The sequence below is a fragment of the Mesorhizobium delmotii genome (assembly GCF_900149755.1).
Lineage (GTDB): Bacteria > Pseudomonadota > Alphaproteobacteria > Rhizobiales > Rhizobiaceae > Mesorhizobium > Mesorhizobium delmotii.
The window spans coordinates 1194070-1206927 of the sequence record NZ_FUIG01000013.1 but is presented as its reverse complement, the minus strand read 5'-3'; the positions used below and the strand labels follow the sequence as shown (position 1 = coordinate 1206927).

14 protein-coding genes and 2 pseudogenes are annotated in these 12858 nt (G+C 62.4%); 4 read left to right on the top strand and 12 right to left on the bottom strand.

The features are described 5' to 3' along the window. Window positions 1-22 precede the first annotated feature (22 nt). The 10 genes and pseudogenes from BQ8482_RS07255 to BQ8482_RS38600 form a co-directional block, all read right to left on the bottom strand. Window positions 23-655, bottom strand: a complete 633-nt coding sequence (locus tag BQ8482_RS07255; protein WP_123146838.1) for a LysE/ArgO family amino acid transporter — start codon at window positions 653-655, stop codon at window positions 23-25. A gap of 352 nt (window positions 656-1007) precedes the next feature. Beyond that, on the bottom strand, window positions 1008-2027 hold the full coding sequence (locus tag BQ8482_RS07250) for an isopenicillin N synthase family dioxygenase (protein WP_123146837.1): 1020 nt from the start codon (window positions 2025-2027) through the stop codon (window positions 1008-1010). A 212-nt stretch (window positions 2028-2239) separates the two neighbouring features. Then, window positions 2240-2935 carry an SDR family NAD(P)-dependent oxidoreductase gene (locus tag BQ8482_RS07245; protein ID WP_123146836.1) on the bottom strand — a complete coding sequence of 232 codons (696 nt, stop codon included), beginning with the start codon at window positions 2933-2935 and terminating at the stop codon, window positions 2240-2242. A gap of 485 nt (window positions 2936-3420) precedes the next feature. Then, window positions 3421-3582, bottom strand: a complete 162-nt coding sequence (locus tag BQ8482_RS38030; RefSeq protein ID WP_165848448.1) for a hypothetical protein — start codon at window positions 3580-3582, stop codon at window positions 3421-3423. A gap of 223 nt (window positions 3583-3805) precedes the next feature. Next, on the bottom strand, window positions 3806-4216 hold the full coding sequence (locus BQ8482_RS37615) for a hypothetical protein (RefSeq protein WP_133254705.1): 411 nt from the start codon (window positions 4214-4216) through the stop codon (window positions 3806-3808). A gap of 168 nt (window positions 4217-4384) precedes the next feature. After that, entirely contained in the window at window positions 4385-4765 is a 381-nt protein-coding gene (locus BQ8482_RS07235) for a hypothetical protein (protein ID WP_123146835.1), read from the bottom strand. Window positions 4766-4912: 147 nt separating this feature from the next. After that, window positions 4913-7591, bottom strand: coding sequence for an ATP-binding protein (locus tag BQ8482_RS07230; RefSeq protein ID WP_123146834.1), 2679 nt, complete (start codon window positions 7589-7591; stop codon window positions 4913-4915). A gap of 58 nt (window positions 7592-7649) precedes the next feature. After that, window positions 7650-7946, bottom strand: a complete 297-nt coding sequence (locus BQ8482_RS07225; RefSeq protein WP_244602647.1) for a TOBE domain-containing protein — start codon at window positions 7944-7946, stop codon at window positions 7650-7652. Then, a pseudogene (locus tag BQ8482_RS38605) lies at window positions 7939-8043 on the bottom strand (DUF1349 domain-containing protein); the annotation flags it as partial. The gene BQ8482_RS07225 and the pseudogene BQ8482_RS38605, both read right to left, overlap by 8 nt. Then, window positions 8044-8199 (bottom strand): annotated as a pseudogene (locus BQ8482_RS38600) (SDR family NAD(P)-dependent oxidoreductase); the annotation flags it as partial. Window positions 8200-8554: 355 nt separating this feature from the next. On the opposite strand from BQ8482_RS38600, the gene BQ8482_RS07210 reads away from it, so the two are divergent. The 4 genes from BQ8482_RS07210 (at window position 8555) to BQ8482_RS07195 (ending at window position 10586) form a co-directional block, all read left to right on the top strand. Beyond that, on the top strand, window positions 8555-8851 hold the full coding sequence (locus tag BQ8482_RS07210; protein WP_133254704.1) for a helix-turn-helix domain-containing protein: 297 nt from the start codon (window positions 8555-8557) through the stop codon (window positions 8849-8851). Window positions 8852-9361: 510 nt separating this feature from the next. After that, the gene (locus BQ8482_RS38595; RefSeq protein ID WP_208867598.1) at window positions 9362-9802 is read left to right on the top strand and encodes a hypothetical protein; all 441 of its coding nucleotides are present in this window, start codon (window positions 9362-9364) and stop codon (window positions 9800-9802) included. Between the two features lie 156 nt (window positions 9803-9958). Continuing rightward, window positions 9959-10189, top strand: a complete 231-nt coding sequence (locus BQ8482_RS07200; protein ID WP_123146831.1) for an AbrB/MazE/SpoVT family DNA-binding domain-containing protein — start codon at window positions 9959-9961, stop codon at window positions 10187-10189. Continuing rightward, complete coding sequence (locus BQ8482_RS07195; RefSeq protein WP_123146830.1) at window positions 10179-10586, top strand: PIN domain-containing protein; 408 nt, start codon at window positions 10179-10181, stop codon at window positions 10584-10586. The genes BQ8482_RS07200 and BQ8482_RS07195 overlap by 11 nt, the downstream gene beginning before the upstream one ends. 43 nt (window positions 10587-10629) lie before the next feature. Here BQ8482_RS07195 and BQ8482_RS07190 read toward each other — a convergent pair whose 3' ends face one another. Together BQ8482_RS07190 and BQ8482_RS07185 are read right to left on the bottom strand one after the other, a co-directional pair. Then, a complete protein-coding gene (locus tag BQ8482_RS07190; protein WP_123146829.1) occupies window positions 10630-11211 on the bottom strand; it encodes a DUF1349 domain-containing protein in 582 nt (193 codons plus the stop codon). A 100-nt stretch (window positions 11212-11311) separates the two neighbouring features. Next, window positions 11312-12829 (bottom strand): S10 family peptidase, encoded by a 1518-nt coding sequence (locus tag BQ8482_RS07185; RefSeq protein ID WP_123146828.1) that lies wholly within the window; start codon window positions 12827-12829, stop codon window positions 11312-11314. Between the last annotated feature and the right edge of the window lie 29 nt (window positions 12830-12858).

Below are 12858 nucleotides of genomic sequence, written 5' to 3'. Positions count from 1 at the left end.
TCGTCGGTCTGGCGGTCATCACTCAAGCTCCGTTCAGGATGTTTGCAGCCAAGAGAAGGGCTGCCAGGATCAGAACGAGACCGGCGATCGCGTCCATCCGCCTGCGGTAGATCGGGCGGTCGAAGCGGCGCGACAGGCTCACCCCGGCCAGGCTCCAGCCATAGAACTTGATTGCGGAAGCCGTTAGGAACCCGGCTGCGAACCCCGCCTGTTCCTCGCTGCCGTAGCTGAACGAGAGAACGCCGACGAGAAACATCGCCTCGAGCCAAACCAGAGGATTGAGCCAGGTGACGGCAAGCATCGACCCGATCGCCCGAGATCGGGACTTGCCGCCTGTTGTGGCAGCTGCCGTCCTGCGTTTGCGGCTGATGTTGAGCAAGGTGCGCGCGCCCCACCAGGCGAGGAATACGGCGCATACCGCCTGCAGGACACCGGAGATTGCGGGATGGTGCGTCAGCAGCGTTCCAAGCCCGCCGATTCCCATGGTCACCAAAGCGATTTCCGAGACGTAACCGGTGGAAGCGACCGCAAAGGGGTGGCTGCGCGTCAGTCCCGCCTGGATCAGCATGAGGTTCTGGGGGCCGAGGGAAAAGATAAGCCCGACGCCGAACACGAAGCCGGACGCTGCCGGCGACAACAGGGCGTCGGCTGTCATGTGACGCCACCTGGCTTTTTCGGTCCCGCACCCTTCTGCATCTGCCGCCTCCCACGCGACGCAGTGTGGAAGGCAGGCGCATATGGATCGCTTACGGCAAAGCCGGCAGTCCCAGTTCATGGTTCGACGACCACAGCTGATTTGCCGAAATCGCACGAAAAAAATGGCCGGGCTCGAATACGGCCCGGCCAAAAGAAGGTTACAACCTTCAGAGGGGAACGCCGTTCAACGGAATGGGAGGAAACCGTCGAACGGTCTTACCTGTTTGAGCTTGTTTGGGCGCGTTGGCGACGAACCAAATTCCAAAAGCCGGCGGGATAACGAAAATTCCTGTTCTATTGCTCTGACGTCTTCAGACGGGCGACGCCCCCGTCTCAAGGAGATCTGCATAGTGCCGGCGCGCCACGTCAGGATGCGAGCGCAGGCGACTTTTCAGCACGTTGGTTCCGACGTCGCGAAACAGCGGGTTGTCCGGATCGCTCGCCGGTCCGCGCGCCTCGGCAGCCAGTTCTTCAGGCAGGGTGAGCAACGGGATCGTCGCATCGAGCCGGGCGCTGAAGAAGAACGGAACGGAAATCCGCTCGACACCGGCCGGCGGCGTGACGACACGGTGGACCGTCGCCCTGAGATAACCGTTCGATGCCAGTTCGAGGAGCTCGCCGATGTTGACCACCAGCGTTCCGGGGATGGGATCCACATTCACCCAGCTTCCGTCATATTCGACCTGCAGTCCCTTATTCTCGTCCTGAAGCAGGAGCGTCAGGAAACCGCCGTCCTTGTGCGCGCCGACGCCCTGGTCGCCGCCGGTTGCGTCGCGTCCGGGATAGCGCACGATCTTCATGCGGTGGTTGGGCTCACCGCTATAGATCGGATCGAAAGCGTCCTCGACCTGGTCGAGCGACAGCGCGAAAGCCTTCAGCAGGCGGATCGCCACCGCCGTCGCCTTGGTCTGCCATGCCAGCAGCGCCGGCCTGAGTTCCGGCAGGGCCGAAGGCCACTGGTTCGGCCCTTGCAGCCGCGTCCAGGCAGGAATGCCCGGCCCCTGTGGTGTGGGTCGACGCTCGACGCCGATGTCGAGCTGTTCGCGCCAATCGGCCTTGCCCCTGGTCAGTTCGCCACCGGTGCGCGTGTAGCCGCGGAATTGCGGGGACTCGACCATTTCGATGGCCAGCTTGTCGGCTTCCGGCAAGGCAAAGAACCGGCCCGAGGCGTCGAGCACCTCGTTGATCTCCACAGCCGAAATTCCGTGGCCGCTGAGATAGAAGAAGCCGACATCGCGGGCCGCCGTGCGCAGGTCGAACAGAAAGGTCCGACGCTCCGACGCGCCCTGTTCGAGACGGCTGAGATCGAGCACGGGTACAATCCTGGCCATGGTCAACCTCCTCCTGCCTCAGGCTTGGATCAGGCCTCTACGGTGACACGCAGGTCGTTGCGATCAAAGCAACGTTCGATCCAATCTCGACGCCAATGGAAGAAAGTCAGCGCTGCGTTTGGCGGCCGGCAGGCAAATAACGTCCGAACGGCTGCTCCATGGCACGAAGGCATCATGGCAACCATATGTACAAATTGCAGTCCGGCCGAGACTCAGAAATTTTCGACCCACGGCCTGAGTTCGAGCTCCCAAGTCCAGGCGCTGCGATGCTGCCGGTGGATTGCGAGATAGGTTTCGGCGATCGCGTCCGGAGACAGCCGGCGATCCTGCCGGTCGGGTTCGCCGGCCTGTCCGGGCTCGTTCGGCGCGATCACACCGTCGATGATGAAATGCGCGACATGGATGTTTTTCGGCGCAAGTTCGCGGGCCATGGATTGGGCCAGTCCGCGCAGGCCGAACTTTGGCATGGCAAAGCCGGCCGAACCCGGAAACCCTTTGACGCTGGCGGTGGCGCCGGTTAACAGGATCGAGCCGGAGCCGCGGGAAAGCAACCGGCGCGCGGCCTGCTGGCCGACCAGGAACCCGCCATAGGCGCCGACCAGCAATGCCTGTCTGACCGCTTCGGGTTCGAGGTCGGCGATCGGTCCGCGGGCGCGGCCGCTGGCGTTGAAAACCACAAGCGACAGAGGACCGGCCTTGTCGGCGACGTCGAACAGGTTTTCGACCGACGCGACATCGGCAACGTCCGTCTCGACCGACCGCGCGCCCGTCTCGTCAACCAGCGCGCTCAGCTTGCCGACGTCGCGGGCAGCCAGGACCACGCGAAAGCCCTCCTTGGCGAGAAGACGTGCAAGCGAAGCGCTCAGCCCCGGCCCTGCTCCCGCGATAACTGCCACGTCCGATGTCATGAAGCTTCTCCCTTACGGATTCTGGTATGGTACGGATTCTAGTGCGGCGATTCAGGTCCTACCACTCGTGTTTCCGAGGTAGACCGTCGGTCAGATCGTAAAAATCGGATTTCGAGCCGTCATAATTATGTCCGCCGAGACGAAGGCCGGTCGGCCGGTCGAGGGTCCCGACCGTGACGTATGTTTCCACGCCCGGCGCGGCCTTCCAGAACAAATTGCCACCGCGATGTGAGCAGAAGCCGCGTTGGACACTTTCCGATGACTGGTACCAATTCAAGGTGTCAGAGGGCGGAAGCCTGAGGTCCGCCGACTTGCAGCCCGCCATGACGGCAAAGTTGCCGCTGGTGCGCGCACATTGAGCAGTGACAGGGCGATCGGCTGAGTAAGCTCGCCTGCAATCTTGTAGCGCACGCCGCCGCAGAGACAACGTCCAGTCGCCATCCGGTCCTCCGTGATCCGCCCCATCGAGTGGTCCCGTCGGATTGTTATGGCATTGAGGGTTTCGGCGCCAGCACAGCCGCAGGTGTGGTGAATGGCCCCTGCGTAGCGAAAAGGACAATGTCCGCATCGCGCACGAGGTCGATGCGGACGGCTTCTTCAAACTGATGTTCGATCTGCTGCGGGATTAGGGCGAATTCGAACGGCACCCTCCTGATCTTTGCGTGGATCGCAGAGGGGCGGCGCTACCGACTTGAAGGATCGGTGGGCGCACCCACCGACGGCGCGCGATTTCGACGCCGTCGGCGGCTTCCTGTGCCTCACCCCACTGCCCTCTTCCTTCGGATCAGGAAGGCGTGAATGATCTTGGGAAAGTCTTTCACGCTGCGAGCCCAACTCTATGCGTGCCGGCGGGTACGCAAATCGGTGCCATCACCCATTTTTGGGCGGCCGGTTTCCCAGTTTTCGCGGGCGTGTTCTTGCTTTTGCGGGAATTACCCAATTTTCGTGCGGTTCCAGCGGATAGGCGCCCGTCGGGAACGACGCGTTTTTGTACGCAGCGGTCTCGCCATTCAGTCGGCGGTGGCTCCGATGCTCACGGCGCTTATGAAACCGAGCAGGATGATGGAAATGCAGCAAACAGCGTTGATCGCGAGCGCCGTCACCATCTGCCAGTCCCGCACCGCTACGAGCGGTGTAGGCGACAACAGTGGAAAGATGCGATGCGGCGAAAAGGCTCCAGGTCCAATAAGAGACCGCAGTCGCACCGTTCGTATCCCGGACAATTGCTGCCATCTGAGAACGGGTAACCGCATTGAATGAAGTGAAGGCAAGGAGCGCCATTTCGATCCCTGGTCATAGGAAACCTCGTGGACTTCGAGGAAGCACTCGATGTACGGCGGCTCGGCGTCCAAGGCTTTGATCTGCCGGGCCGTTCGCAACCGGGCCCTCGGTGCGGGCCTGCATCGTTTCACCCGTCGAGACCGCGCTGAGCGGCGGCCCATTACCGGCTCACCGGTCGAGAGCGTCCTGGATCGCTGCTTGTTCCATCGGATCGGCCATCGGAGTGGCAGCGGGCTCGCTCACGAGAACCGTGGTGCCGTCCCGCATGATCTCGAAATCGAGAGATGGCTGACCGACGGCTTGAGGCAAGGAGATCACCATGTGTTGCCCCGGTCCGAGCGTGGAGACGAACCGCATCGGCTGCGCATCGGCCCCTGAAGCCAGGGTCGCAACGACCCGGTAGCCGTCCTGCTCGACCGTGTAGTAGACGACGCCTTTGACGTGGCCGAAATGGATGCTGTGGCCGTTCCCCGGCGCAAGTTCCGAGGCCGCGGCCACGCTCGTGGTGGCGAGCAAGACCGTCGCAAATGCGGTAGAATATCTGATCATTGCTATTCTCTCCGATTGGCGAGCTCATGGACTGCTTCGCAGTCTATTCCAAACTCACAAGCGCAACCTATGCGCGGGGGCATTCGCGCACATCGGTACTGTCACCTAGTTTCCCGGCAGCTGATCTCCTAGTTTTCACGGGCTTGCCTAGTTTTCACGGACTTGCAGCGCGTCTGCCGACGGCAAAAGCCAGGGCTCGCCGCGAAGGCGGAGCAGAATTTCCATCCGGTTTGCTGCGTTGAATTTGCCGAGCACGGCGGAAACCTGGTGCTCGATTGTCCGCGGCGAGCGCGACAGACGCCGTGCCGCCTCCTTGTTGCCCAAACCTTGAGCGATCATTGTGAGTACCTGTTGTTCTTGCCTCGTCAGGCCCAGTGGATGCTGCCTAGCCACGGTGTATGGCCCCCGGCGCTGCTTCGGCAGCTGATTGGCAGCTCCGATGCGCTGCGCCAGCTTTCGCGCCAGCGCTGCCGCGGGGCGCGCTTCGACGCCCTCGAATGTAGCCACGGCGCGAGCCAGCGCCGCGCCGGCATCGGTTCCGCGGACCTGCATGAGGGCGAGCGCTGACTCATAGGGAAGACCCAGGCGGGACCATTCTGCCGAGGCCGCCATCGGGTCGCCGCGGAGTTCCAATGCTTGCGGCAAAGGAATGCGGCCGGCCGGCACCGGCAGCGATCCCGCCATTCCGCAGCGCTGCCACCAGACTGCCAGTTCACCGATATCCCAGGGACGGAAATTGTCGAGGTCCATTTCGGTGAGGGCCGTCAGCTGCTCGTGGCCGGCGCCGGGCTCCTCGGCAAGCCAGGCGGCCTCGGCCAGCGCCAAGCGAACCGGTATGACGCGTTGAGCCTCGCCGGTCGTCAGACCCTCCTGGAGCGCCTGCTCCAGCAGGGCCGCGCCACTGGGCTCACCCAGCCGGATCCGCGCCCTGCCGAGTTCCGTCAGAGCCGGCAGGTGCATCACCATCGGCAGGCGTTCCAGATTCATGACGCCTTGGGCAATCGTCTCGGCCTCGCGAAAGCGGCCCTGCTCGGTACGAAGCTGTGCCTGCCGGCCGAGCAGGTATTGCGCCGCCGAATCGAGGTCGTGCCTGGCGCAATACGCAATCCCTTCCGCGAGCAGCCGTTCGGCCAAGGCGAAGTCTTTGGCCACTACCGCGCATTCGGCGAAGTTCGTATAGGCTCGCGACGCATGGTCGTGAAACCCGTGATCGAGCGCCAGGGTAAGGCTTTCCTCCAACCGCTCGCGCCCGCCCGGGCGGTCGGCGAACATCAGCGCTGTGCCGACATTGTTCAGGGCGTGGACGCGTGTCTCGACCTCACCCAACCGGTCCGCCAGGCTGATCGCGCGCTCGCCCCATTCGATCGCCTCGTTGAAGCGATAATGCAGCATGTGTAGCTGCGAGCGCGTGCTGTAGGCCATCGCCAGTTCCGGCCCAGGCGGCAGGTTCTCCACTTCACGCACTGCCTGATCCGCGTAGTCTTCCGCCTCCTGCCCCTCTCCGCGGCGCCAGTGGAGACGCGACAGCCAGCGCAGATTGGCCCCGACCTTGTCGATGCGCCCAAGCTCCCGCCAGATCGCAATGGCGCGATGCCGCGCCTCGATGATTTCATCGTAGACGAACAGTGACAGGCCCGCCTCGTAGGCCCAGTCTTCACAAAGCTGGGCAGCCAGCGCCGACGGAGCCTCTGAAACGTATCGGAGTGCGGTCGCCAGATGTGAAGCCGCCTCTCCATGCGCGCCCAGACGCGCGGCCTGCTCGGCGGCCTGCGGCGCGAGTTCCAGGACGCGTTCGCCGTTGTCGGCGCCGCCGGCATGGTGCACCCGTCGCGAAAGTAGAGCGCTTGCCTGCGCCGCCGGAAGTTCGGAGAGTGCCGCTTCGACTTTAGCATGCAGCGACCGTTGGAGAGACGGAGCGAGGCGGTCGAGCGTCGCTTCCCTGGCAAGCTCGTGGCGAAACGTCAGCGCGCCTTGAACATCCCGCCGCAGCAATCCCCGTCCCACGCACTGATCCACGAGAACTTCGGTCTCGTCCCCGAGAAGTGCCCGGATCAGCCACGGCTCAACGCTGCCCGGCATGATGCTCATGACCTCCAGCACCTCGCGCTCTCCTGGGGTCAGGCGCGACAAGCGCGACCAGACCGCATCGCGTATGGAATCGGGCACGCGCCCCGATTCGACCTCACTGCTAGACAGGAGTTCGGTGACGAAGAAGGGATTGCCCTCGGTAATGCGATAAAGCCCGTCGGCGGAGCGGCCGGCCTGCTCGGCCAGCACCGTCACCGCCTGGGAAGACAGCGGTTCCAGGGTCACGCGGCTCACCGAGGCGGACGGAAGGTCGCCGAGCACATGGGTCAGAGGATGATCGGCACTTATCTCGTCTCTGCGCATGCTGAGCACCAGCATCGTGCGAAGCAGGGAGACGCGGCGACCGAGGTATCTTACCAGGTCAAGTGTCGCATTGTCGGCCCATTGCATGTCCTCGAAGACGAGCACGGTCGTGCCCTTGGTGTGCTGAAGCGCATTCAACAACGCCGGAAAAAGCCGCTCCGGCGCCGCGGTCTCCTCGAGCAGCTCCGCCACGCGGGGGTCTAGCAGGTGCGCCATGTCCTGAAGAGGACCGAGCGGGCGCGGTGTGAAGAGCGCCTCGCACCAGCCCCACAGCATCCGGTAATTCCTGTCCGCGTTTTCCGCGAATTCGCGCAGGAGGGAAGTCTTGCCGACGCCCGCTTCGCCGTCCACCAGCACGGTCCCGCCGTGTCCGGCCGCAGCTCTCTCGGCGCTGGCCAACAAAGTTCCAAGTGGCCCCTCTCGCTCAAGCAGCATAAAAGCTCACGCCTCCTTAACCTTGAAGGTACAGCAGTAAGCCTCGAGTGCAACAACGTCATTTCACGCGGATTGATTGGAATGACGGCTTTCGTCTATTTCGTCTTCGATCGCATCGTGGATGGCTGCCGACGGCGCGAACGCCGTCGGCCAGGCAGATAGTGTAGAAAGACCTGCTGCCGATGAAGATGACGTCCTCGACCCGTCCCACCGCCGATTGCGTGGTGTCGTTGTCCCGGTTGAAGCGGAAGGATTCCGGTCGGATTGAGACGATCACCTTGCCGCCTATTCGCCTGTCGGAACGATGCTGCTGTGAAAGCGGCGCCCCGATCCGGTGCCACGACGCATCAGACATGGAGTTCCCTCGAGATCGCCGGGCCGACCGAAAAATCACTGAATGTGATTTCGAAACCTTCACGTTGCGGCGAACAGCACATCATGCCGATATCGACGACCGCCAACGCTCCGGTCTCGTCGACCAGCGTACTCAGCTTGCCGACGTTGCGGGCAGCCAGGACCACGCGAAATCCCTCCTTGGCGAGAAGACGTGCAAGCGAGGCGCTCAGCCCCGGTCCTGCTCCAGCGATAATTGCCACGTCCGATGTCATGGAGCTTCTCCTTTACGGATTCTGGTGTGGTACGGATTCTAGTGCGGCGGATTGGCGATTCAGGTCCTACCACTCGTATTCCTAAGGCAGGACCGTCGGTCAGATCGTAAAAGTCGGATTTCGAGCCGACATAAATATGTTCGCCGAGACGAAGGCCTGTCGGCCGGTCGAGGGTCCCGACCGTGACGTATGTTTCCACGCCCGGCGCGGCCTTCCAGAACAAATTGCCACCGCGATGGTGTCAGAGGCCAAAAGCCTGAGTTCCGCCGACTTGCAGCCCCATGACGGCAAAGTTGCCGCTGGTGCGCGCACATTAGGAGCAGTGACAGGCGCGGCTTGATTACGGGCGCGCAGATTGCTTGACAAGGCAACGATGCGCCATAGCCCTGCCTTGACAAAATATTTTGTCAATGAGAAAAAGAATGTGCTTGAGTTTGACGTCATTAAGATACCGGCAGCGGCGGCGCTGGCCTTAGACCCCATGAAAACCCGCTTGATCCAGGAGCTTGCGGAACCTGCATCGGCCGCTTCGCTTGCTAGTCGGCTCGGCCTCACGCGGCAAAGAGTGAAGTATCATTTGCGGCGCTGGAAGACTGCAAGCTGGTCCAGCCGGCGGAGAAACGCCAATGGGTCGGTCTATCCGAACGCCTGATGGTCGCAACTGCATCGTCGTATGTCATCTTACCGGTGGCGCTGGGTCCTATAGCGGTCGATCGGGACGCGCCAACGACCGCCTGTCGGCCAGTAGTGGCGTCGTACCCCGCCCCTGGCGATGCCAAACCTTGAAAGGAGTTCCCATGCCAATCAAGAAAGACGAAACCGGAAAGCGTTGGGTCGAGATGGAGTTCATCACGCCCGGGACGCCAGAGCAGGTGTGGCGGGCAATGGCAACAGGTCCCGGCAACACCGCCTGGTTCACAAAAACCACGATCGACGAGCATGTCGGCGGCAGGCTTCATTTCGACTTCGGTCCCAATGGAGCCTCCACCGGCGAAGTGACGATCTGGGAGCCGCCGTTCCGTTTCGGCTATGTCGAACGCGAGTGGAGCGAAGGCGCGCCGCCTGTCGCAACGGAGATCACCGTGACCAGCCGGTCGGGTGATCGTTGCGTTGTTCGCATGGTCCATTCGTATTTGCCTCGACTGACGACTGGGACGATCAGTTGGAAGGATTCGAGAGCGGCTGGCCCGGCTTTTTCGAGGTGCTGCGCGTTTACCTGTCGCACTTCGCCGGCGAAAAGGCCGCCAGCTTCAGCGTCATGGCCAACACGCAGGCCGGCCAGCTCTCGACTTGGAGGCGGCTCACCGAGACGCTCGGTCTGGCCGGCGCAAACGTCGGTGAGGAGCGGAGCGGCCCGCAACAGCCGGAGAGATTATCCGGCATGGTCGAACGCGTGCGGCAGGACGACAAGCAGCGATTCGTCGTGCTGCGCCTGAATGCGCCTGCTCCCGGCATCGCCCTGATCGGAACCTATGGTACCGACGGCAGCGCAAATGCCAGCATGGCCCTGTATCTTTATGGCGACGACGCCGAGCAGCGCGCCGCAGAGGGCGAACCCAAGTGGCGGAACTGGTTTGGCGAAACCTTCAAGCATTCGCGCTGACGGATGCTTCTGGATCTGGACTTTCAGCCCGATGAACTCTGTTGGAATGAAACGGTCTTTGCATCCAGCAGCAATAGCTTCGGCATCGAGCGATCTCTTGATCCCAGCTTCCTATGGATATACATATCGCTTAACGTATATCCATAGGAGAGTGTGATGCAAGTCGCCAAATGGGGCAACAGCCTCGCCATCCGTCTTCCTGCCGTTGTGGTCGAGGCCCTCGAACTCAAAGAAGGCGATGAGATTGAGATCCATGTCGCTGAAGCCCGACGACTCGGCGTCGCGCGCAAACCTGCGCGCGAGGAATTGCTGAAGCGGCTTCGCGCCTTCCGCGGTCGCCTTCCCGCCGATTTCAAGTTCGATCGGGATGAGGCGAATGCCCGGTAGCTTCTTCGACACCAATGTCCTTGTCTATATCGCGTCGGGCGATTCCGTAAAAGCCGACCAGGCGGAGATGGCCATCGCCGCTGGCGGCGCGATCAGCGTGCAAGTTCTCAACGAGCTCTCCAATGTCGCCCGCCGCAAGATGCGGCTGTCGTGGATGGAGACCCACACGTTTCTGGCGACGCTACGCGGCCTGCTGACCGTCCATCCCGTCACCATCGAGACGCACGAGACCGGGCTGGCGCTGGCCGAGCGTTACAATTTTTCCATTTACGATGCCATGATCGCCGCCGCAGCGCTTCACGCTGACTGCGACACACTGTGGTCGGAGGACATGCAACATGGGATGGCGCTCGACGAAGGGCTGCGTATCGCCAATCCGTTTCGGCCAAATGTCTGATCCTTCGCGGATTTCCTCCCTGGCTGTATAGGCACACGACGCATCAGTCATGGAGTTCCCTCGAGATCGCCGGGCCGACCGAAAAATCGCTGAATGTGACTTCGAAACCTTCACGTTGCGGCGAACAGCACATCATGCCGATATCGACTGTTTTCGAGGGCGGGAAGTAGGCGAGCCGCACCGGCTTCCAGTGATGGTCGGAGGCATCAAGATACTGAACACGGATGGTCCCGGCATGGCGGGTCAGCCGGATCCTGACGCCGTCCGGACCAGCCGGGATGCTGACCAACGACCAGTCGGAAGCATCATTGGTGACGACGACGGAAAAATATGCCAGCCCGTCGGTGAACTCGATGCCGGCCTTGACCCAGTGCGTCTCGCTCAGCCGGACCATCAAACCGGCCTGATCATAGAGCACCTTGTAGTCCCCCTTGACGGTGACCTCGGCGCTGAAGTCGCCCTCGACCTGCCGGTAGAGGAAGTGGCCATTGTCGCGCCAGAAGCCATAAAACGTCTCGCGCCAGAAATCGGTCTCCTTGCCGGTCCGCACATGCACGGAGCTGTCGCCGAAAGCATGATGCGGTGGCGGGTTGAGCCAGGTCAGTTCTGCATTCTGAGATGTCATCGACTTGCTCGTCTCTCCAGTTCGCCTTGCCTTGTCCGTCGCTCATGCGAAGAGGCGGCTACGATCTCATCCAGATCATTTGTACCCGGCTTCAACCGTTTCATTTCGGCGCTTGGTAAAGCTCGGACGCGGCCTCTCTCAGCGCGCGCCGGCTGTCTGGCCTGAAATACATCATGTGGCCGCCTTCCAGCAGGTCGACGCGGATGGGCTTTGCGCCGGGAAGCGAAGGAACCTGGCCGACCAGGTAGCGTGACACCAGATAGGGTGTCACCAGGTCGGTGTAGCCGTTGACGATCAAAATGCCGAGGCCGGGATTTAGCACGCGAGCCTGCTGAAGGTCATCCATCACCCCGACATAGCCCTGTCGCGTCGGGCTCGTCCCGTAATCCCAATTGCCGCTGACTTCACGGTTGAGAAGCCGGTAGCTTAGATCGGTGCGGAATTTCAGTTCCTCACGCACATAGCTGACAAAGGCGGATGTGAGCGCCGGCACACTTCGGTCGAGCACCGGATCAGGGCCGCGAGGCCTTGGGCTTTCCGGAGCGATGTCTGCGGTTTCGATCGTGCCGTCATAGGCGCTGAGGACATTGCCCCTTGCCCGCGCAAACTCCTTGGCGAAGAGGGCGGTGGGAATGCGTGCAAAGTTTCGTTTGACGAGTTCGAGCGGCAGGCCGGTGATTTCGGCAACGCGCGGGCTCGCCAGGCGCCCACCCTGTTCGAGCCCGCTGGCAAGCGCGACGAGATAGTCGCCAAGTGCATAGCGTTCGACATCGGCCAACCGCTCCTGCAGTTCGGAACCGGTGACGCCTTCGCTGCGCAGGCGCACCGCCGCCAGCGACGGCAGCTCAAGCGCCCAGTGGAGCGGCTGGAACCCGTCGGGCCGCACGAGTGTGAATTCGAGCGCCGGCGAGATGAGCACGATGCCGCGAGGACTGATGCCGATATCATCCTGAAGCGTCTTGGCAAGCAGTGCCGCCCGAAACCCACCATAGCTTTCGCCGGCCAGAAACACTGGCGACGCCGTGCGGCCCGCCTGCGCCAGATAGAGCCGGATGAAGGCGCCCATCGCGGCGGCGTCCTGGTTGACGCCCCAGAAGCTGCGCGCCTCGGTTCCGGGTGCTTCGCGGCTGTAACCCGTTCCGACCGGGTCGACAAAGACCAGGTCGGTCATGTCGAGCCATGTGTTCGGGTTGTCCAAAAGCCTCTGCGGCGATGGGAGAAAACTTCCATTAGCCGCCGTCGCCATGACGCGCGGACCGAACGCGCCGAGATGCAGATAGGCGGAAGCTGCTCCGGGACCACCGTTGAATACGAACGTGATCGGGCGCTGGGGATCAGGTTCCCGGCTTGGCTCGGGACGCAGCGTATAGGCGACATGAAAGATTTCCGCGGTGACGTCGCCCTTGCCCGCTAGCAACGACAGCGTGCCGGCCCTTGCCTGATAGTTGAGCGTACGTCCCGCGATGACGATCGACTGATCAGAGACCTGGGGCGGCGGAAGGAGCGACAGAACGCCGCCCGAAGGCGACGGCCGCTCGGCCACTTCCGCATGGCCGGCTGGAAGACCGCCAACCAGCAGCAGCATAGCAAGGGTGATTTCTAGCAGCTTGGTACGCATGACGACTCCGCAGCGGAACGACTGGAAGC